The 19,941-nt window shown below is 63.3% G+C and carries 14 protein-coding genes; 8 read left to right on the forward strand and 6 right to left on the reverse strand.

Annotation, left to right across the window (positions count from 1 at the left end; translation table 11 throughout):
* Window positions 1–110: 110 nt before the first annotated feature.
* Window positions 111–332: a hypothetical protein gene (locus CQ020_RS05230; protein WP_024820514.1), complete on the reverse strand. Its 222-nt coding sequence runs from the start codon at window positions 330–332 to the stop codon at window positions 111–113.
* A 255-nt stretch (window positions 333–587) separates the two neighbouring features.
* Between CQ020_RS05230 and CQ020_RS05235 the strand changes: the two genes are divergently transcribed.
* The gene (locus CQ020_RS05235; RefSeq protein WP_105690865.1) at window positions 588–2,696 is read left to right on the forward strand and encodes a type IIA DNA topoisomerase subunit B; all 2,109 of its coding nucleotides are present in this window, start codon (window positions 588–590) and stop codon (window positions 2,694–2,696) included.
* Here the strand turns inward: CQ020_RS05235 and CQ020_RS05240 are convergent.
* Window positions 2,693–3,901, reverse strand: a complete 1,209-nt coding sequence (locus CQ020_RS05240; RefSeq protein WP_105690866.1) for an MFS transporter — start codon at window positions 3,899–3,901, stop codon at window positions 2,693–2,695. The genes CQ020_RS05235 and CQ020_RS05240 overlap by 4 nt on opposite strands.
* 34 nt (window positions 3,902–3,935) lie before the next feature.
* On the opposite strand from CQ020_RS05240, the gene CQ020_RS05245 reads away from it, so the two are divergent.
* Entirely contained in the window at window positions 3,936–4,472 is a 537-nt protein-coding gene (locus tag CQ020_RS05245) for a Chromate resistance protein ChrB (protein WP_105690867.1), read from the forward strand.
* 41 nt (window positions 4,473–4,513) lie between these two features.
* Here the strand turns inward: CQ020_RS05245 and CQ020_RS05250 are convergent, their stop codons facing one another.
* Together CQ020_RS05250 and CQ020_RS05255 are read right to left on the reverse strand one after the other, a co-directional pair.
* A complete protein-coding gene (locus CQ020_RS05250) occupies window positions 4,514–5,515 on the reverse strand; it encodes a M56 family metallopeptidase (RefSeq protein ID WP_105690868.1) in 1,002 nt (333 codons plus the stop codon).
* A gap of 5 nt (window positions 5,516–5,520) precedes the next feature.
* Entirely contained in the window at window positions 5,521–5,907 is a 387-nt protein-coding gene (locus CQ020_RS05255; protein ID WP_011774471.1) for a BlaI/MecI/CopY family transcriptional regulator, read from the reverse strand.
* A gap of 280 nt (window positions 5,908–6,187) precedes the next feature.
* On the opposite strand from CQ020_RS05255, the gene CQ020_RS05260 reads away from it, so the two are divergent.
* From CQ020_RS05260 to CQ020_RS05275, 4 genes are read left to right on the forward strand one after another with little or no spacing between them, the layout of a single operon-like run.
* Window positions 6,188–7,786 carry a cytochrome ubiquinol oxidase subunit I gene (locus CQ020_RS05260; protein WP_105690869.1) on the forward strand — a complete coding sequence of 533 codons (1,599 nt, stop codon included), beginning with the start codon at window positions 6,188–6,190 and terminating at the stop codon, window positions 7,784–7,786.
* Window positions 7,787–7,805: 19 nt separating this feature from the next.
* On the forward strand, window positions 7,806–8,888 hold the full coding sequence (gene cydB / locus CQ020_RS05265) for a cytochrome d ubiquinol oxidase subunit II (protein ID WP_105690870.1): 1,083 nt from the start codon (window positions 7,806–7,808) through the stop codon (window positions 8,886–8,888).
* Window positions 8,889–8,895: 7 nt separating this feature from the next.
* Entirely contained in the window at window positions 8,896–12,489 is a 3,594-nt protein-coding gene (gene cydD / locus CQ020_RS05270) for a thiol reductant ABC exporter subunit CydD (RefSeq protein ID WP_105690871.1), read from the forward strand.
* Window positions 12,490–12,498: 9 nt separating this feature from the next.
* Window positions 12,499–13,509 carry an N-acetyltransferase gene (locus tag CQ020_RS05275; protein ID WP_105690872.1) on the forward strand — a complete coding sequence of 337 codons (1,011 nt, stop codon included), beginning with the start codon at window positions 12,499–12,501 and terminating at the stop codon, window positions 13,507–13,509.
* 5 nt (window positions 13,510–13,514) lie between these two features.
* Here CQ020_RS05275 and CQ020_RS05280 read toward each other — a convergent pair whose 3' ends face one another.
* Complete coding sequence (locus CQ020_RS05280; protein WP_105690873.1) at window positions 13,515–14,033, reverse strand: DinB family protein; 519 nt, start codon at window positions 14,031–14,033, stop codon at window positions 13,515–13,517.
* A gap of 130 nt (window positions 14,034–14,163) precedes the next feature.
* Between CQ020_RS05280 and CQ020_RS05285 the strand changes: the two genes are divergently transcribed.
* Complete coding sequence (locus CQ020_RS05285; RefSeq protein WP_105690874.1) at window positions 14,164–14,547, forward strand: VOC family protein; 384 nt, start codon at window positions 14,164–14,166, stop codon at window positions 14,545–14,547.
* A gap of 90 nt (window positions 14,548–14,637) precedes the next feature.
* Here CQ020_RS05285 and CQ020_RS05290 read toward each other — a convergent pair whose 3' ends face one another.
* A complete protein-coding gene (locus tag CQ020_RS05290; RefSeq protein WP_105690875.1) occupies window positions 14,638–17,154 on the reverse strand; it encodes a DNA topoisomerase (ATP-hydrolyzing) subunit A in 2,517 nt (838 codons plus the stop codon).
* A gap of 55 nt (window positions 17,155–17,209) precedes the next feature.
* Between CQ020_RS05290 and CQ020_RS05295 the strand changes: the two genes are divergently transcribed.
* Window positions 17,210–19,897 carry a bifunctional GNAT family N-acetyltransferase/acetate--CoA ligase family protein gene (locus tag CQ020_RS05295; protein ID WP_105690876.1) on the forward strand — a complete coding sequence of 896 codons (2,688 nt, stop codon included), beginning with the start codon at window positions 17,210–17,212 and terminating at the stop codon, window positions 19,895–19,897.
* Window positions 19,898–19,941 lie beyond the last annotated feature (44 nt).

Consider the following 19,941-nt stretch of genomic DNA (forward strand, 5'->3'; position numbering starts at 1 on the left):
GCCTTCAGTTGAGCTTCTCGGTACGAAACCAGTTAAACGCAACAAGGCCCCTCCCTGAAGGGAGGAGCCTTGTCATGTCATCACATCGGTTGTCCGGTGAGCCGGGTTGCCTAGTCGACGGGGACAGGAGCCTTCTCGGTGAGGCGCTCGGTCTCATCGTGCCAGTCGGAAGTCATGGGCCGGAGCGTGGCTTCAACTGCGCGGGCGTGGTGGCCGCAGAAGAGCAGCTCACCGCCGGAGGACTCGAGTACAACGCGGACGTACGCTTGGGCTCCGCAACGGTCACAGCGATCAGCTGCGTTCAGCGTGCGGTCTGCAACTGCTGTTGTCATGTCGGCCTCCTTAGTAGTTCTGTACATCCATATAACCAGCATTCGACGCAGATCCATGGCAAGGATGGGTCACTTTCGCTGTCCGCGTATCACATGTGCGTAACGTAACCGGGAAGGCTGCGCCTGCAGTGGAGTGGCAAACGGGGCTTGTTCCCTTCCCCGGCTAGGCTGGTACGGGCAGTGTTTGCCTTGATTTACCAGTCAGAGGCGGCTGGGAAGTACCCCCGAGATATACCCCGAAGGAGCACACCGCGAGTGGCACCGAGTTCTGAATACAACGCCCGGCATTTGTCTGTCCTTGAGGGCCTGGAAGCTGTTCGAAAGCGCCCTGGCATGTACATCGGCTCCACGGACTCCCGCGGTCTCATGCACTGCCTGTGGGAAATCATCGACAACGCCGTGGATGAGGCCTTGGCCGGCTTTGGACATGACATCAAGGTCATTCTGCATGCGGACAACTCGGTGGAGATTCACGACGACGGTCGAGGCATTCCCGTGGACGTCGAACCCAAGACCGGCCTCTCCGGCGTCGAGGTGGTCTTCACCAAACTGCACGCAGGCGGCAAATTCGGCGGCGGTTCCTACACTGCCTCGGGCGGTCTGCACGGTGTGGGCGCCTCTGTGGTGAACGCGTTGTCAAGCCGCTTGGACGTCCAGGTGGACCGAGGCAGCAAGACGTACCAAATGTCATTCCGTCGCGGCGAGCCTGGACGTTTCGTGGATGCCGGGGCAAAACCCAGCCCCGATGCGCCCTTTGAACCGTTCGTTGAGAAGTCGGTGCTTGATGTTGTGGGCAAGGCAAAGCGCGGTGTCACGGGAACCCGTGTGCGCTACTGGTCGGACCGTCAGATTTTCACCCCTGATGCCAAGTTCTCATACGATGATCTGGCGTCAAGGGCGCGTCAGACCTCCTTCCTTGTGCCGGGCCTGAAGATCACGGTGCGCGACGAACGCAAGCTGGCCGGCACGCCGGGGGAGTCCGGCGTCCATGAGGAGGTGTTCCACCATGACGGCGGCATCTCCGAGTTCGTTGAGTTCCTCGCGGCCGATTCCGGAGTGACGGACGTTTGGCGCCTTCATGGGTCCGGAAAGTTCAAGGAAACCGTCCCCGTGCTCGATGAAAACGGGCACAGCAAGATCGCCGAGGTTGAGCGTGATTGTGAGGTGGACATCGCCCTGCGCTGGGGCATTGGTTATGAGACCACCATGCGCAGCTTCGTCAACATCATCGCCACGCCCAAGGGCGGCACGCACCAGTCCGGTTTTGAAACTGCCTTGCTGAAGACCTTCCGCAAAGCTGTGGAGACGAATGCACGCAAGCTGAAAGCCGGGAACGACAAGGTAGAGAAGGACGATATTCTCGCCGGGCTGACGGCTGTCCTTACCGTCCGGCTGGCGGAGCCGCAGTTCGAGGGACAGACCAAGGAGATCCTTGGCACCTCCGCGGTCCGGGCCATTGTTGCCAAGGTGGTTGAGAAGGAAATATCCGCGAGGCTGAATTCGGCCAACCGCAACGACAAAGCCCAGTCCGCGCTCCTGTTGGAGAAGATGGTGGCGGAGATGAAGTCGCGCATCTCGGCCCGTGTGCACAAGGAAACCCAGCGCCGGAAGAACGCACTGGAAACCTCGTCGATGCCCACCAAGCTCGCCGACTGCCGGACTGATGACGTAGCACGCTCCGAACTGTTCATCGTAGAGGGCGACTCGGCTCTCGGTACCGCCAAGCTTGCGCGGTCCTCTGACTTCCAGGCTCTGCTGCCTATCCGCGGAAAGATCCTGAACGTTCAGAAGGCATCGGTTGGAGACATGTTGTCCAACGCTGAGTGCGCCGCGTTGATCCAGGTGGTAGGCGCCGGCTCGGGTCGAAGCTTCGATATTGACGTTGCACGGTACGGCAAAGTCATCCTGATGACCGACGCCGACGTTGACGGCGCGCACATCCGGACCCTCCTGCTGACGCTGTTCTTCCGTTACATGCGGCCCATGGTCGAGGCAGGCCGTGTGTTTGCGGCTGTCCCGCCGCTGCACCGGGTGGAGGTTATCAATCCTGGCCAGAAGGCCAATGAGATGATCTATACCTATTCGGAGGCCGAGCTCCACGTGCTTCTCTCCAATCTCGCGAAGGAAGGCAAGCGCTACAAGGAGCCCATCCAGCGGTACAAGGGTCTGGGTGAGATGGACGCACAGCAGCTGGCCGAGACCACCATGGACCCGCGCCACAGGACTCTTCGGAAGGTGGGGATCGAAAGCGCCCAGCGCGCCGAGGAGGTCTTCGACCTCCTGATGGGCTCCGACGTTGCACCCCGCAAGGAATTCATCATTGCAGGTGCAGCTACCCTGGACCGGGAACGCATCGACGCTTAGCTTGGGGTCCGCGGAACCGGGGCATCGTCAGTGGCTGCTTTGGTGCTTGCGGGGGCGGCGAACGCAGCGGCACCCACCACCAAAGCCAACGCTCCCAGACCCCAGGGCAGCCCTGCCGCTACGGCAACACCGCCCACCAGCAGCGGCCCACCGGCGTCGCCAAGTTCACGGCCCAGTTCGGCTGAGCCCATGGTCCTGCCGAGGCGTTCGGCGGGCGTGGCATCGGCCAGGTGGGCGAAAGCGAGAGGCGTGGAAACGCCGATTCCCACGCCGATGAGCACAGCCGCGCAGTAGATCCAGACCGCGCCGGGCAGTACTCCGGCCAGCAGGGTTCCTGCCGAGATGGCGAGCAGGCCGGCCACCATCCCTGGCCTGTCGGCGAGTTTTCCGTGATCGCGTAGCCGTCCGACGCGGGGCTGTATCAGTGCGGAGGCTACCGCAAGCACCGTGACGACAGCCACGCTGCCCGCTGTCCCCAGACCCTCCCGTGCAGCCAGGGCAGGGAGAAAACCAACGGCTGCCCCAAGGGCTCCCGTGGCGGCGGCCAGTACCAGTGTTGGCCCAAGGAATGACCGCTCGGTGCTCTGCCGCCACACATCCACGATGGTGTATCTGGGGCGGGGGAGCGGCTGCAAGCGGGGTACCGATGCCAGTGCCCACGCAGCCACCGCCAGGCCCAACGCCGCCAGAATACCGAACAGGAGGCTGAACCCGCCGATGATGATGGCCAAAGCTCCCAAGAGTGGGCCGATGGCGTAACCGAGCCCTTTCCATGAGCCGTACCGTCCAAAGTAGTGTCCGGTCTTTCCGCCTGCGAGCCGGGCGACACTGGCGGACGAAGCCGGTGAAAAGGCGGAGGCGGCCATCCCCTGCCCCAAGCGGGCAGCGGCGAGCAGTGCGGGCTGATCGGCCCACAAGCCAATCAACGAGGCGGCCGAGAAGGCCACCAGCCCTCCCACGATGACCGGTTTGGGTCCAATACGGTCGCTGAGTGCACCGAAGACCGGTTTGAGAAACACTTCCGCGACGTCGTACAAAGCCAGCAGGACGCCCAGAGTCAGCAAGCTGAGCCCGATGTCGGCGCTTTCAGCCCCCAGGCCAGCAGCCACAGCATGGGCGCCGAAGGCGGTGGTAAAGCCCGCGGCATAGAGGGGCCAACGCTGGCTGGCCGGAATATCGGGACGAAGTGCTTGGTGGGCTTTCACACTACTGAATGTAACAGCTGCTACATTCAGTAGTGTGATTGATGATCGATGGCTGCTGATTTTGGTCCAGGTTCCTGCACAGCCTTCCCGCCACAGGGTGGCCGTGTGGCGGGAGTTGCGCCGGACCGGGGCGGTTCCGTTGTCGCCGGGGACGTGGGTTCTCCCTGCCCACCCGGCCTTTGATGAGGGCCTCTCCCGAGCTGAGGCGCTGGTAGCGAAGGGTGAAGGATCCTGGACGCTGGTGGATGCTGCGCCCCGGGATCAAGGGGCGGGTACGTTCCGTAACGCGTTCGAAGCAGCCCGGCTGGAGGAATGGAAAGAGTTCACGGCCGATTGTGGCAAATTCGAGCAGGAGATAGCCAAAGAAATCTCACGGGAGAAGTTTACTTTCGCCGAACTGGAGGAAAAAGAGCAGAGCCTTGAGCGCTTGAGGCGCTGGTTCAGGGAGCTGAAATCGCGCGATGTCCTCCGTCTGTCCCAGGCGGAGGACGCTTCTGCACATTTGGCACGATGCGCCGAAGCCCTGGAAGCCTACGCGTCCCTGGTGTACGACGCGACGCTGCCCCAGTAGGCGCTGCTGAAGGGCTGCTGCGGTGTGAGCCGCGCGGCAAGTCAGCCCAGCAACCCTGGAACGATCAAAAGAGCCGTGGGCACCGCAAGCAGCAGGGCCGAGGCCAAGAGGACCAGCACGCGCACAGGTTTGGTGAGCGGCGGCTTCGGTGAGAGCAGGCGGCTGACGCGGGACGCCGTCGTGCGCGGTGAGTCGGCACCGCCGGTAGCGCTGACAGCATTGCCCTCCACGACGGCGCCACCAGCACTGAGTGCCTGGCCGCCAGGAACATGCCCGTCCAAGGCCGGCTGCGAGGTTCCGCTGGCAACAATGGCAATGGCCTTGATCAGCGTGCCTTTGCTCTCGGTGCGGAGTGCGACGTCGTCGGCCAGCATTTCGATCAGTGAGTTCACGGCGGTCTGGGCCAGCCGGGTGGTGGGGAACCAGGGCAGTGCCTGGCGCCAGGCAGCAAAAGCCCACAGCAGGAGGTCGTGGCGCTGGGACAGGTGGGCATTTTCGTGAATGAGGACAGCCCTGAGCTCAGCAGGCTCCAGTGCTGCCATGAGGCCATCGGACAGCACTGTTACGGATCGGGCGCCGCCGGGCAGGCAGTAGGCGACGGGGGAGTCGTGGTTGATCACCACGGTGCCGGGGCCGTCGTCGGACGGTGATGCCAGCAGGGCGAGCAGTTCGCGGTGGCGTCGCCGTTGGCGTTCAATTTTGTAATAGGTCAGCAGCAGGGTGAAGACCAGATGCGCGGTCAGCAGTGCTGCTGCAGAGAGCGCAAAGAGGTGCCAAAAGCCCAGCGCGGTGGTGGGTTCGTTGTTGAATACCATCCCGGCCAGGCTCTTGAGCCCTGCTATGAGGTTGTCCCCGATTGGCTCCAGTCCGTAGACGAGCATGGCCCCGATCATGGACAAGCCACCGGCGAGAGCGATCGCCTGCCACAGCACCATGGCGGTGAACGGGGATCGCGCCGGCCATTGTGCGCGCGAGAGCAGCACGGGTACCGGCCACGCCAGAATCAATGCCAGGACCGCAAGCAGGTATGAGGTCCAGAACATAGTGGCTAATTGTAGCCGAGCAGTTTGCGCAGGGTAGCGGCTTCACTTTCGGTGACGGAACCAATGAAGCGGGCAAGCACAGCCTCGCGGTCCGGAGCCGAGCCCAGGACTTCATGCATGAGTTCGGCGGTGTGGTCAGCGCGGCTTGAAACGGCTTGGTAGCGGTGCGGCCGCGTTCCGCGTTCGCGCTCCACCAGACCCTTCTTTTCCAGGCGCGAGAGCACAGTGAGGACCGTGGTTACCGCCAGGTCCTTGCCTTGATGACCCGCAGTGCCGTCGCCGGCCTCGGAATCCTGCGCCAAGAGATCGCGCAGTGTGTTGGCAGTTGCAGCCTCCTGGCCTGCCCAGAGCAGATCCATCACTGCCCGTTCCAGTTCCCCAAGACTTGCCATTGATTCGTCCCTACCTTCCGCTTTCCGGTGCAGCGTGCCTGCTGCCGGAAGCGATGATCCAACATTCCACAATAAATCTACCGCTTTTTATACCTTCATTCTACGTGAGGTAGAACTATCGGCGCGCCGCTTCCGGAGGAAGACCCTTGCGCGTGGGTTACGCCACTTGAAGAATGGGTTTCGTCGGCCTCCGTTTGTTCTACACTGTGTAGAAGAGAAGTTTTCTACGTGACGTAGAAGTAAGGTCATCGTACTTCGGTCCACCGCACAAAGGACAGCCATGGACGCCTTGGAAATCGCACGCTGGCAATTCGGTATCACTACCGTCTACCACTTCATGATGGTGCCGCTCACTATTGGCCTCGGCCTGGTGGTGGCCATCATCCAGACCATCTGGTACCGCACCGGCAAGCCCGAATACCTGCGGATGACCAAGTTCTGGGGAAAGCTCTTCCTCATCAACTTCATCATGGGTGTAGCCACCGGCATCGTCCAGGAATTCCAGTTCGGCATGGCATGGAGCGAGTACAGCCGCTTCGTCGGAGATGTTTTCGGCGCACCGCTGGCCCTCGAAGCATTGTTGGCCTTCTTCGTTGAATCCACCTTCCTGGGGCTGTGGATCTTTGGTTGGAAGCAGCTCAAGCGCGGCGTGCACCTGGCCTGCTTGTGGATCGCCGTGATCGGCTCGGTCTTCTCCGCATACTTCATCATCGTGGCGAACTCCTGGATGCAGCACCCTGTGGGCGTCGAAATGGTGGACGGCCGGCCGGTGATGACGGACGCCTGGGCTGTGTTCACCAACAACACAGCGCTGGTTGCAGTGCCCCACACCTTGTTCGGTGCACTCGCCGTAGCGGGTGCCTTCCTCCTGGGCATTGCCTGGTACCACCTCTGGCGTCGACGTCACGACGGCGTGGACGTTGTAGGCAAGGACGGCAAGTTGGTCCCTGGCGAAGCTTCAATCCCGGGTCGCGACAAAACCGATTACACAGTGTGGATGACGTCCCTGCGCATCGGTGCAGTGGTGGCCATGATCTCCTTCGCGGGTACTGCCATTACGGGTGACCTGCAGGGCAAGCTCATGTTCGAGCAGCAGCCCATGAAGATGGCTGCCGCTGAAGCTGCCTGCCACGACGGCACGGGTTTCTCGGTACTGAGCGTCGGTAACCTGGGTGCCAAAAACTGCGACGACATTGTGGCTGTCATTGAAGTACCCGGAATCCTCTCCTTCCTGGCCAAGGGCGACTTCACCACCGAAGTCAAGGGTGTGAACAGCCTGCTGGGTGAGTACAAGGAGAAGTACGGCACCCACCTGCCGGACAATCCCTTGTACGGGGAACGCGCCGGACAGGAAATCCAATACGTTCCGGTAATGGAAGTTACGTACTGGGGCTTCCGAATGATGATCGGTTTCGGTGGCATAGCAGCCTTCGCCGCCCTGCTGGCACTCTGGGTGACCCGCAAGGGTGCAGTCCCGGAGTCCAAGTGGCTCATGCGGCTGGCCGTCTTTGGGATCCTTGCCCCGTTCGGTGCCAACGCCGCCGGCTGGATCTTCACCGAAATGGGGAGGCAGCCGTTCGTGGTGGCCCCCAACCCGGATATGAACGGCATCGACCAAGTGTTCATGTTCACCGCCGCTGCGGTGTCGCCTGGCGTCAGCGCAGGTGAGCTCATGACCTCGCTGGTGGTGCTTACCGCCATCTATGCCGTGCTGTTGGTGGTGGAAGTGAAGCTCTTGGTCAAATACATCCGTGGGGGCGTGGCCTCGGCGATGCCTGAACTGGCGCATGCACAGGACTCCAAGGATCAAGACGACAAGAATGACGACGGCGCGGGCCCGGACAAGTCCGGCGACGACGTCCTGGCATTCGCCTACTAGAAGCCAAGGGGTAATGACAATGGAACTGTTGCCAACCATCTGGTTCGTGGCCATCGCGGTGTTGTGGACCGGCTATCTCTTCCTGGAGGGTTTTGACCTCGGCGTCGGCATGCTCATGAAGCTGTTCGCCCGCAACAACACGGACCGCCGTGTACTGCTGAACACCATTGGCCCGGTATGGGACGGCAACGAGGTGTGGCTGCTCACCGCAGCCGGTGCCACGTTCGCTGCCTTCCCCCTCTGGTACGCCTCGCTGTTCTCCACCCTCTACCTCCCGCTCCTTGCAGTCCTGGCTGCTTTGATCTTCAGGGCAGTTGCCTTTGAATACCGCGGCAAGGTGGACTCAGAACGCTGGCGCAACCGGTGGGACTGGGCGATCGCCGTCGGGTCCTTCCTGGCCGCCTTCGGCATCGGCGCCGCACTGGCGCTCACCACCACGGGATTGCCCCTGAATGAGAATGGAGACCGTGTTGGTGGCCCCATGTCCTGGTTCAGCGGCTACGCACTCCTAGGTGGTTTCGGCGTGGTGGCGTTCGCACTGGTTCACGCCCTGGCGTTCCTCGCCTTGAAGACCGACGGCGACGTGCGGCACCGCGCCCGCCGCTGGTTCGTGCGATTGGTGCCGTTCGCCGTACTACCGATGTTCGGCTGGATGGTGGCTGTCCAGTTCCTGAGCGGCAAGCCTTGGACCTGGGCTTTGGTGGCGGCCGCGGTACTCGCCGTCGTCCTGGCCTGGCGACTGGCCCGTGCGGGGTCCGAAGGGCGGGCTTTCAGTGCCCTGGGCGCCTTCATTGTCTGCGCCACAGCGTCCATCTTTGGAGCGGCTTTCCCTGTGGTCATCCCCTCCACGATCGATCCTGCCTTCAATCTGACCATTTCCAACGCATCGTCCTCGGACTACACACTGGGCCTCATGAGCATCGTTGCAGCCGTTGGCCTGCCATTGGTTATTGCCTACCAATCCTGGACGTACTGGGTGTTCCGGCGGCGTGTCAGCGCAGCCCACATCCCTGAAGCCCACGGATTCCTGCCCGCCATTGCTGCGAAAGTGATGGTATCCAAGGACAGTTCCTCGTCCATTCCAAACCAAGCGGGAGACTAGCCGCCCCATGAAACCCGTGTTCCCTTCCGGCCCGGCAACGCGATCGGCGCTGTACGCCATCGGTCTCATGTCCGCCCTCAAGGCACTGTCCCTGGTTCTCATGGCGCAGGCCGTAGCGGGGATGTTGGCAGGGCTCGCCTCCGGATCAGGGGACTGGCACAACGGACTTGTCTGGGGTGCGGCCGGTGCTGTCCTGAGGTCGTTGACCGTGTGGGGTCAAGGCATTGCGTCCCGGCGGGCTGCCTTGGGCGTCAAGGAGGAACTGCGGGCACGGCTGCTGAGGCGCTCCCTGTCCGACGCCGGTTCGTCACCGGTAGCGGGAATGAACGACGGCGGCTTGGCGATCCTGGCCACGCGGGGCCTGGACGCGCTGGACGACTATTACACCCAGTACCTGCCTGCAATCGTGAACTGCGCCACGGTCCCTTTGCTGATCGGAGCCCGGATCCTCTTTGCAGACTGGGTCAGTGCCGTGGTGATCGTCCTGACGGTTCCTTTGGTGCCTCTCTTCATGGTCCTGATCGGCAGGCACACCGAGGACACTGTCCGGGAGGCGCAAAGCACGCTCCGGAAACTGTCCGGCCACATTCTTGAACTCGCCAAAGGACTTCCCGTTCTGGTGGGCCTTGGGCGTGCAACCGAGCAACGGGCAGCACTGGAAGACCTTTCCGAGCAATACCGCACCCGAACCATGGGCACCCTCCGCACTGCGTTCCTCTCCGCGCTGGCCCTGGAACTCATCGCAACCATCTCAGTGGCCGTGGTGGCGGTGTTCATCGGCGTCCGGCTGGTTCATGGCGACATGGCCCTTGAAGCCGGGCTCCTGGCCCTGATCCTGGCCCCGGATTGCTACCTTCCCCTCCGGGAGCTCGGCACCGCCCACCATGCCAGTGACGACGGCAGGGCGGCACTCGAGACCACCAACGCTGTACTGGACGCCCCCACGCACCATCGGCTGCAAGAGGGCGGCCCATCCAGCTCGGGTCAGGTATCCAGCTCGGGTCAGGCATCCAGCACAGTTCAGGTGTTCAGCACAGTTCAGGTGTCCAGCTCGAGTCCGGCCGGGGTGGCGGTGAGCGGACTGACGGTGACGTACCACGGAAGGTCCGCACCCGCCGTCGGGCCCCTCAGCTTCACAGCCGGGCCAGCGCGCGTCACGGCCCTCGATGGCGACAGCGGCGCTGGGAAGAGCACAGTCCTGGGCGTCCTCGCCGGACTTATCGGGCAAGGGCCGGGCGCCTCGGTCGCCGGGACCATCAGCGGTGCAGCTCCGGGAACAGTGGCGTGGGTGCCGCAACACCCGGTCATGGCCACTGAAACTGTTCAAGCAGAGATTGAGCTCTATCTGGAGGGATACCGGGGGGACACAGCCGAAGCCGTCACGCGGGTCCTTCGGAAGGCCTCCGCCGAGCACCTGGCAACCGGGAATCCAGCGGAACTGAGCCCCGGAGAATTGCGGAGGGTTGCCCTGGCCCGTGGATTGGCCCGCGTGGAAGCCGGCGCCACAGTCCTCCTGCTCGACGAACCCACTGCCCACCTGGACCACTATTCGGCAAGCGTGGTCCGCCGCGCCATAGAGTCGCTTCGCGGCAGCGTCACTGTGATCCTGGTGGCCCACGACGCCGCCACCCGTGCACTCGCCGACCACGTGGTTGCTGTAGGGGAACAGCACCGAAACTCAACGCCTTCAGCGGCCGGAGCGGGCAGTTCGCACGGGGCCACCACTGCTGTACCGGCCGCAACAGTCCCCTCGAAGGACCCCGCACCAAAAATCGACCTCCCGTCCGCTCCCTCGGCCAGCAGCCTGCAAGGTCTTCTCCGGACACTGAAGCCCGTGCGCTGGAAGTTCGCCGCCGCCGGTGTAGTGGCCGTCCTCGCCGCCCTCTTCGCAGTAGCGTTGTCAGGCTTGTCCGGGTGGCTCATCATCAGGGCCAGCGAAAAGCCACCCATTCTCTACCTGCTCGGCGCGATCGTCGGAGTAAGGTTCTTCGGCATAGGAAGGGCCGTGCTGCGATACTGCGAGCGGCTTTTGACCCACGATGCCGTCTTCGCTGCCATGACCAGCCTCCGCGGTGCGCTCTGGGCATCGCTGAGCCGCAGGGCACTTTCCCTCCGCCGCCTTCTCCAAGGCGGGAACGTGTTGGGCTCCATCGTGGACGACGTTGACACCCTCCGCGACCTCCTTCCCAGGGTTGTCCTACCGCCCGTGACTGCCCTCGGAACAGGGATTGCAGCCATCCTCGCCACCGCCATCGTTTTGCCGGAGGCACTGCCGGCTGTTGTGGTGGCCGCCGTGGCGGGCCTTCTCGTTGCGCCAACCCTTGCCGTCCTGGCTGACAAGAACGCGGCCAAAGCCGAACAAAAGATGCGTTCAGTCGTATTGCGGGGAGTGGCCGCAGCCCTTGACGCCCGTGCGGAACTCAACGCCAACGGGGTGGCGGAGCCGGTCCTCAGTGCATTGCGCGCCAAGGACCGCAGCGCCACCCTCTCTGCGCAGCGCTCGGCATGGGCCGAAGGGCTCGGCCAGGCCGCGATTGTCCTGGCGTGCTCGATTGCTGCACTGTGGGCGGGCGCCCTGAGTGCACCCGCCGTGCTGAACGGCACCGTGGCCCCCGAACTCGCAGCAGTCATTGTGCTGATGCAACTCGCACTCGTTGAACCCTTCGGTGGAATCGTGTCCGCGGTACGCCAGGCCCCGGCGCTCGCAGCCGTCCTGGGCCGGGTGGCATCATCCGGCGCTTTGGACACCCCCGGCCCAACGAGCCTTTCGGGCGAGCAGGACTCAAAAGAGCACGGGCCGATAGAGCGGCACTCAAACCAGCAAGACTTGAAAGAGGACGACGACGGCGGCGCGCGGCACCTTCATGATGGTCCCGCTCGGGCAGGACTGGCGGCTCGGCCAGGACTGGAGCTGAAGGACGCGTCAGCGGCGTGGCCGGGTGGCCCGAACGTCTTTGCCGGTGTGAACGCGGTTGCCGGGCCGGGCCGTTGGCTTTCCGTGACCGGCCCGTCCGGCGCGGGGAAGTCCACGCTCCTCTCGGTGCTGCTGGGATTCCTGCCGCTGTCGGAAGGAACTGTGAAGCTCTCCGGCACGGCGGCGTGGTGCCCCCAGGAAGCACATCTCTTCGACTCCACTATCCGCGGTAACCTTCTGCTGAGCCGGCCGGCAGCAGCGAAGCCCGGCGAGGCCGAGATGCACAAGGCCCTGGCCGACGTCGGGCTTGACTCAGTGGTGAAAGAATTGCCGGACGGGCTCGACACCCGCATCGGGCCCGGCGGTTCTTTCCTCAGCGGTGGTGAACGCCAGCGCCTGGCCATGGCCAGGACGCTCCTGACCGGAGCATCCGTGTTATTGCTTGACGAACCGACAGCGCATTTGGATGCAGGCTCGGCACGGGAAATGATGGCCATTCTCCGCAACGGCCTCAAGGACGTCACCGTAGTCCTGGTCACTCACAACCCTGAGGACATTGACCCGGCAGATGTGCGGCTGGAGTTGCCCGGGGGACAAAGCTCCGGGGGAGAATCCTCCGTGGAGCCCGCTTCCGTGGAATTCACGCAGGGCGCGGCGGAACTGGTGGGAAGGCCTACTCCTCAGTAGCCTGTTGGCATGCCTTTCGAAACCTCCAGCCAAGACCTTCCTGATGACATTGCCACCGGGCTGAGCTGGCGGCCAGCCACCATGGACGACCTCGATAATTGGGCAGGGCTGATAGCCCGGACAGCCGCGGCCGAACATCCCGTCTGGTATGAGAAGCGAGGCGACCTGCTCCACGTCATGGAGTCCACCAAGAACCCGGCGGAGACAAGCACTCTCCTGGGCCTGGACTCCGACGGCGTGGCCCGCGCCTACGGGCGCATCGTCAAGAACCCGGAGGGGGACAAAGCCACCGGAATGGCATGCGTGGACCCGGAATGGCAACAGCGTGGCATTGGTTCCGCGGTCCTGGTGTGGCAGGAAGGACAAGTTCGCAGCCGCTTCCAAGCCGACGCGGCTGCCGGCCACACCACGGCACCGCCCCGTCTCCGGATCCAGACGGAGGAACAACACGAGCATCAGGCGACGCTCCTGATGGGGCACGGCTACGGTGCTGTGCGCTGGTTCAACGAAATGCACCGCCCTCTTTCCCGCGAACTGCCCCAGGCGCCCCTGAGTGCAGGACTTGAGCTGAGGACGCTGGACCCCTCGCTCTTTGAACCCGTTCGCCTGGCCCATAACGATGCGTTCAGGGACCACTGGGGAAGCGAGCCACGGGATGAAGAATCCTGGCGCTTCACTCTTGAGGAACCTACTGCCCGGCACGATCTCAGTGCGGTGGTCATCGATTCCGCAGCTGGGGAGGTGGCCGGATATCAGCTCACCAGCTTCGATCCCGACTCCGCCGCGGAGCGCGGTTTCGCAGAAGGCTATACGGAGCTCCTGGGCGTGCGGCGTGCTTATCGCGGCCGGGGCATAGCCCAAGCACTGCTCGCCGATGCCATGCAACGCTACGCTTCAGCGGGAATGGAGGTGGCGTCACTGGACGTGGACTCGGCCAACCCCACAGGGGCGCTGGAACTCTACCTTGGCATGGGCTACGCGCCCGTCAACCGCAGCATGACGTGGGAGAAGATGCTGTAGTTTCCCTAGCCGTCCACGTCATGAAGATGGTGAACAACATCGTGGAGGAAGTACTGGGAGAACGTCAGCACGGTAAAAGAGGATCCATTGCTTCGCGTCCCGGTGCGCTGCCAGTCATCCTCGGTGACCCGGGCGAAGGACTCCGCAATTTCCTTGCCCTCTGCCTCAAGTTCGTCGGCCACCGTTCGGGGATCCGCTGAAGCGTACCCGCCCTCGATCGCCGCCTGGTCCTGGTCCCAGTTGGCGAAGCGGGCGTCATCCTCTGTGAGCATCAGGTTCAGCCGCTGGTCGAACAGGCTGAAGACGTCGCGGACATGGCATGCGTACTCAAGATTGGACCACGTATGGTCATTGGGGCGCGTGGACACGCCTTCCCTGCGCAGCACCGCCCGCCAGCGGGGAAGCATGTTCAGGACGGTGCCGGGCACCGTGGAAGGAGTCACTGTGGCGGGGTCGAAGCCGCACTCGGGGCAGGGCTCTGAGAGCACCCAGGTCCAGTCTTTTTCATCAGGGATGATCGGCATGCGGCCAGTCTAAGCTGATCCGGCCCACACTCCTGTGCGGGCCCGGAAATATGGTGTCGTTTTCCGATTACGTACGCACCCTCCCGAGAGTAAAGTTCGTTCCGGGGGGAGAGCCGGAAAAGAGAAAACAATGCTCAAGGATCAGCAGGTTGGTGCCGTCCTACCGGCACAGGACATAGCCCGGGCACGCGCGTACTACAGCGAAAAACTCGGACTGGAACCCGAAAATCCGGACGACGACGACAACCTTCAGTACAAGTGCGGCGATGGAACTGGATTCTTCATCTATCAGACACCGAATGCAGGGACGGCCAAGAACACACAGATCGGCTGGATGGTCAGTGACGTCAAAGCCGCCGTGCAGGAGCTCCGAGGCAAGGGAGTTGCGTTTGAAGACTACGACTTCCCTGGCTTGAAGACCGAGGACGGCGTCGCCACCATGCCGGACGGTAGCGCTGCGGCCTGGTTCCTGGACAGTGAGGGAAACATACTGAGCCTCAACCAAACCGGCTAGCCCATGCGGTGGCCTTAAGGCCACGGCAGCACAAAGGCCGGCGGTCTGTAACCCCCGGCCTTTGCTGTGCCTGTTCGAACGAGTCTGCGGCTACTCTGTCGCGTCAGCCCACGCCATGCTCGGGCCGATCGCTTCCACGGGCTGGGACAGTGGAACCCCGGATCCATCCCTGCGGCCGTGTTCGTGCGGAAGTGCACGTGCCACGCCGGCAGCCGAGGACGCCTTGGCCGGACCGTGCCCGGCCCAAGCCAGGAGCAGAGTGTCCTCGCCCTTAAGGAATCGGTGGACCCGCACGCCGCCAGTGGCCCGGCCCTTGGCGGGATACTCCTCGAAGGCGGTCACCTTCGCAGTTCCCGGCGCCGTTCCGGGCAGAGCACCGTTGGTTCCGGCGATAGTCACCACGACGGCGGCAGGATCGTCCGCGCGAACGGTACCGAAGTGGATCACTTCGTCGTCGGCGGCAAGCTTGATGCCGGCCATGCCACCGGCCGTGCGTCCCTGCGGGCGGACGTTCGATGCACTGAACCGAAGCAATTGGGCCTGCCGTGTCACGAAGACCAGATCAACGTTGTCCTCCTGCGCCGGTTCAACCGCGAGCACCGAGTCCTTGTCCTTCAGGGCAATGATTTCCCAGTCCTCACGGTTCAGCGGGTAATCCGGTTGGACACGCTTCACTACGCCCTGGAGCGTGCCAATGGCGAGGACGGCGTCCAAAGGCACGAACGCCACCAAGGTTTCGCCCTTGAGTAAGGTGATGAAGTCCTTGGCGGGTACGCCGCCGGCAAGGTTGGGCAAGCCTGATACCGGTGGCAACACAGGCATGTCCATCACTTGGAGCCGCAGCATACGTCCCTGCGATGTCACCGCACCGATTTCGCCCCTGGCGGTGGTCTTCACCACGGAGCGGAACACATCATGCTTGGTACGGGGGCCCGCTTCGGCGAGCGGCTCCTGGTTGGATGTCCTGGCGATTTGGCCCGAAACGCTGAGCAGGGCCCAGCAGGGGTCGTCCGGAATTTCCAAGGGCAGCGCTGCGGCCTTGCCCTTGGGCCCGGGTACGGATGCCGCCAAGGCTGCAGCAACGGTGGGGGAGACTGCTTCTGATTCCAGGAGCACAGTGCGCCGGGGCGTGCCGTACTTCTCAGCGACCACAGCCAACTCGCCGGAGACAAGATCGCGGAGCAACCCGTCCGAGGCAAGGATGGCTTCAAGGGCCTCAATTTCGCGGCGGAGTTCGTCCTGTTCCTTCTCCAGTTCAAGGCGCGAGTACTTGGTCAATTGCCGCAGGCGCAGTTCCAGGATGTAGTTGGCCTGGATTTCGGTGAGGTCATAGATGGACATAAGGCGTTCACGCGCAGCCGAGGCTTCGTCGGAGGAGCGAATGATCTGGATGACTTCGTCGATGTCCACGATCGCGATCAGCAAGCCCTCCACCAGGTGGAGGCGGTCCTTCTTCTTGCCAAGGCGGAAAGAGGTGCGGCGCCGCACCACATTCAGGCGGTGTCCAACGTACACCTGGAGCAACTGCAGGAGACCCAACGTCTGCGGCTGGCCGTCCACCAAGGTGACGTTGTTGATGCCGAAGGAATCTTCCATGGGCGAGTAGCGGTACAACTGTTGGAGCACGGCGGTGGGATTGAAACCGTTCTTCAACTCGATGACCAGGCGCAGGCCGTGATTACGGTCAGTAAGGTCAACCACATCGCTGATGCCGGTCAGTTTCTTGGCGTTGACTGCGTCCTTGATCTTCTCAATGACCTTTTCCGGACCCACCATGTAGGGAAGTTCGGTGACCACCAGGCCAGTCCGGCGCGCGGACAACTGTTCCACCTCAACCTTTGCGCGGGTCTTGAAGGATCCCCGTCCCGTGGCATAGGCATCTCGAATCCCGTCCAGGCCTACGATCCGGCCACCCGTGGGAAGGTCCGGGCCTGGGATAAACCTCATGATCTCATCCAGCGTGGCAGCGGGGTTCGCGATCAGGTGGCGTGCAGCGGCGATGACCTCCACCAGGTTATGCGGAGGCATGTTGGTGGCCATGCCCACCGCGATGCCCGTGGTGCCGTTGACCAGCAGGTTGGGGAAAGCTGCCGGGAGGACATCGGGCTGCGTCAGTTGGTTGTCGTAGTTGGGGACGAAGTCCACAACGTCTTCGTCCAAGTGGTCCGTCATGGTCAGCGCGGCGGCCGCCAAACGTGCCTCTGTGTAACGCGGAGCTGCCGGTCCGTCGTCGAGCGATCCAAAGTTGCCGTGGCCATCGATCAGCGGCAGGCGGAGCGAAAAGTCCTGCGCCATGCGCACCATGGCGTCATAGATCGCGGTGTCGCCGTGCGGGTGGAGCTTGCCCATGACTTCGCCCACCACGCGCGCGCTCTTGACATGGCCGCGATCCGGGCGGAGGCCCATGTCGGACATCATGTACAGGATGCGCCGTTGAACGGGCTTTAAACCATCGCGTGCGTCCGGGAGCGCACGCGAATAAATCACCGAGTAGGCATACTCCAGGAAGGAGCCTTCCATCTCGGAAGTGACGTCGATGTCCACGATGTTCTCTGTGAAATCGCCAAGGGGCTCGGCTGTGCGTGCTGATTTTTGGCTGCGGGCCATGGGGTCGGTAAATCCTTGAAAGTTGAACTGCGGATGTTTTAGCTAGGCTAAGCCTATGGTGGATCAGCCCGGCGTCGGCATTTATCCGGAATATTGGGAGGCTGATGTCGTGCTGCGCGACGGCGGGACAGCCCACCTCCGTCCAATACGGCCCCAGGACGCCGACGCTTTGCAGGCGTTCCATGCCGGCCAGTCGCAGGCCTCCATCTACATGCGGTTCTTCTCCTTCAAGCCAAAGCTCTCCGGCAAGGAAGTCCGGCGCTTCACCGAAGTGGACCATATCAACCGCGTGGCGTTCGTGATTACCATCGGCGGCGAAATCATGGGGATCGGCCGCTACGACCGTCTGGACGATCCCACCGAGGCCGAGGTCGCGTTCAACATTTCCGACGCCCACCAAGGCCGTGGGATCGGTTCCATCCTCCTGGAGCATCTGGCCGTGGCCGCCCGGGAGAACGGCATCCGACGCTTTACCGCAGAGGTCCTCCCGGACAACCGGAAGATGCTGATGGTCTTTGCCGACGCCGGCTACGACCTCAAACGCCAATTCGATGACGGCGTCGTCAGCGTGGAATTCAACATCGATCCCACGGAGAAATCGCGGGCCGTCATGGAGTCACGCGAACACCGCGCGGAGGCGCGCAGCGTGCGCGACCTTTTGTCGCCGTCGTCGGTTGCGGTGATCGGAGCCAGCCGCAAGTGGGGCACCGTGGGTTACCAACTGCTGGAACACATCATTGAAGGCGGCTTCAAGGGGCCGGTTTATGCCGTCAACCCGGAAGCTTTCGAACTCGCCGGCATGATTTCCTTCGCAAAGTTGTCCGAGATCCCGGGACCGGTTCAGTTGGCCATCATCGCCGTCCCCTATGAAGAAGTACCCAAAGTAGTGGACGACTGCGCCGCCGCGGGCGTCAAGGGGATCGTGGTGGCCACGGCCGGGTTTGCCGACGACGGCGAGCGTGGACTTGCACGTCAGCATGAGCTGGTGCGGCGGGCCAGGGCGAACGGAATGCGCGTCATCGGCCCTGAGTCCCTTGGAATACTCAATACGCACCCTGCGGTGTCCTTGAACGCTTCCATGGCTCCCACGATGCCGCCGAGGGGCAGCCTGGGCTTGTTCAGCCAGTCCGCTGCCGTGGGTGTGGCTGTCTATGCCGCAGCCAGCCGCCGTCGGCTCGGTCTGTCCTCGTTCCTCTCCGCAGGAAACCGTGCGGATGTATCCGGCAACGATGCCATGCAGTATTGGGAGGACGACGCCGATACTTCCGCCGTGGGCCTCTACCTCGAGTCAATCGGCAATCCCCGCAAATTCTCCCGGCTGGCGCGCAGGTTGTCCCGCAGCAAACCCGTGATCGTTGCCAAGTCCGACGTCACGGGCCTCAGCCTGCCGCCCGGGCACGAAGTCCGCACCACCCAGGCGCCGGCAGCGGCAGTGGACGCGATGATGCGCCAGGCCGGTGTGATCCGTGTTGAGACGATCGAACAACTCATGGACATCGCCCAGATAGCGTCCTCGCAGGCGCTGCCCAAGGGCCCCGGCGTGGCCGTCTATTCGAATTCCGTGGCATTGGCCAAAGTGGTTGCCGATGCTGCCGGGCCCTTCGGGCTGGATGTGAGCAAGCTGGTGACGGACCTTGAGCTCGACGCCGGTATGTCGCTGGCACTTCCGGCACTGAGGGCCAGCCTCCGGGAAAACCTCGCGGACGACTCCGTACACGCTGTGGTGGCGGCCCTTCTCCCGGCACGCGGGCTGACCGTGGAAGCGCTCGCCGGAGTCTTTGCCGAGTGCGCCGCCGAGGCTGGCAAGCCCGTTGTGGCGGCGTTCACGGGAATCCTGGATCCTTCTGTTCAGGTTGAGGGCATGGTTGGTGCGGCCGGCCATCCCGTTCTGCCGTGCTACTCAAATGCAGGTGCCGCGGTGGCTGCTCTTGCGGCGATCGTTCGTTACGCGCAGTGGCGTGACCGGGACCAGGGGCTCTTTGTGGAGCCCGGGGACTGCGACGTTGACGGCACCAGGGACATGCTGAGCGCGATGCTGGCCGGCGTTTCGGGTGAAAAGATCAGGAAGCTCGACGCCGGTGCTGCCGCGGCGCTGCTGTCAGGCTACGGGATCGATGTGGTGCCCACTCTGGGATTTGGTACCGCTGATGAGGCAGTGCAGGCCGCTGAGACCGTGGGATGGCCGGTGGTCCTCAAGACCACCGATCCCGCGCTGCGGCACCGACTGGACCTCGGCGGGGTGCGCCTGGATATCCAGGACGCCGAATCCCTGCGGCAAAACGTGGCCCAGATGCGCCGCGCCCTGGAGCCTTACGGATCGCCGTCACTCGAAGTACAGGCGATGGCGCCGGTGGGGCAAGCCTGCACCTTCCGCGCCATGGAGGACCCAATGTTGGGGCCGGTCTTGTCCTTTGGGCTGGCCGGCGATGCCGTGAACCTGCTGGACGACTGGGCACATCGGGTGCCGCCGCTGTCAGCCGCCGATCTCCATGACGTCATCCGTTCACCACGGGCATCCAGAAAGCTCTTCGGTTACCAAGGACTGCCCGCCGTTGATGTGGCGGCCCTGGAGGACATCGCGGCGCGGCTTGCCAAGCTCAAAGATGACCACCCCGGGATCGCACTGGTGGAGTTCAATCCCGTCCTGGCGGGTCCCTCAGGGGCCACCATCCTGGGGGCGGATGTGTGGATCGGCAACGCAGCGCAGCGCACGGACAGTGCCCGACGCGCCATGCGGGGTTAGTCACAGGAGCGCACCTCACGGTTAGGTAGTCACCAACCGATCTG

The organism is Arthrobacter sp. MYb23, from assembly GCF_002979775.1.
GTDB lineage: Bacteria > Actinomycetota > Actinomycetes > Actinomycetales > Micrococcaceae > Arthrobacter.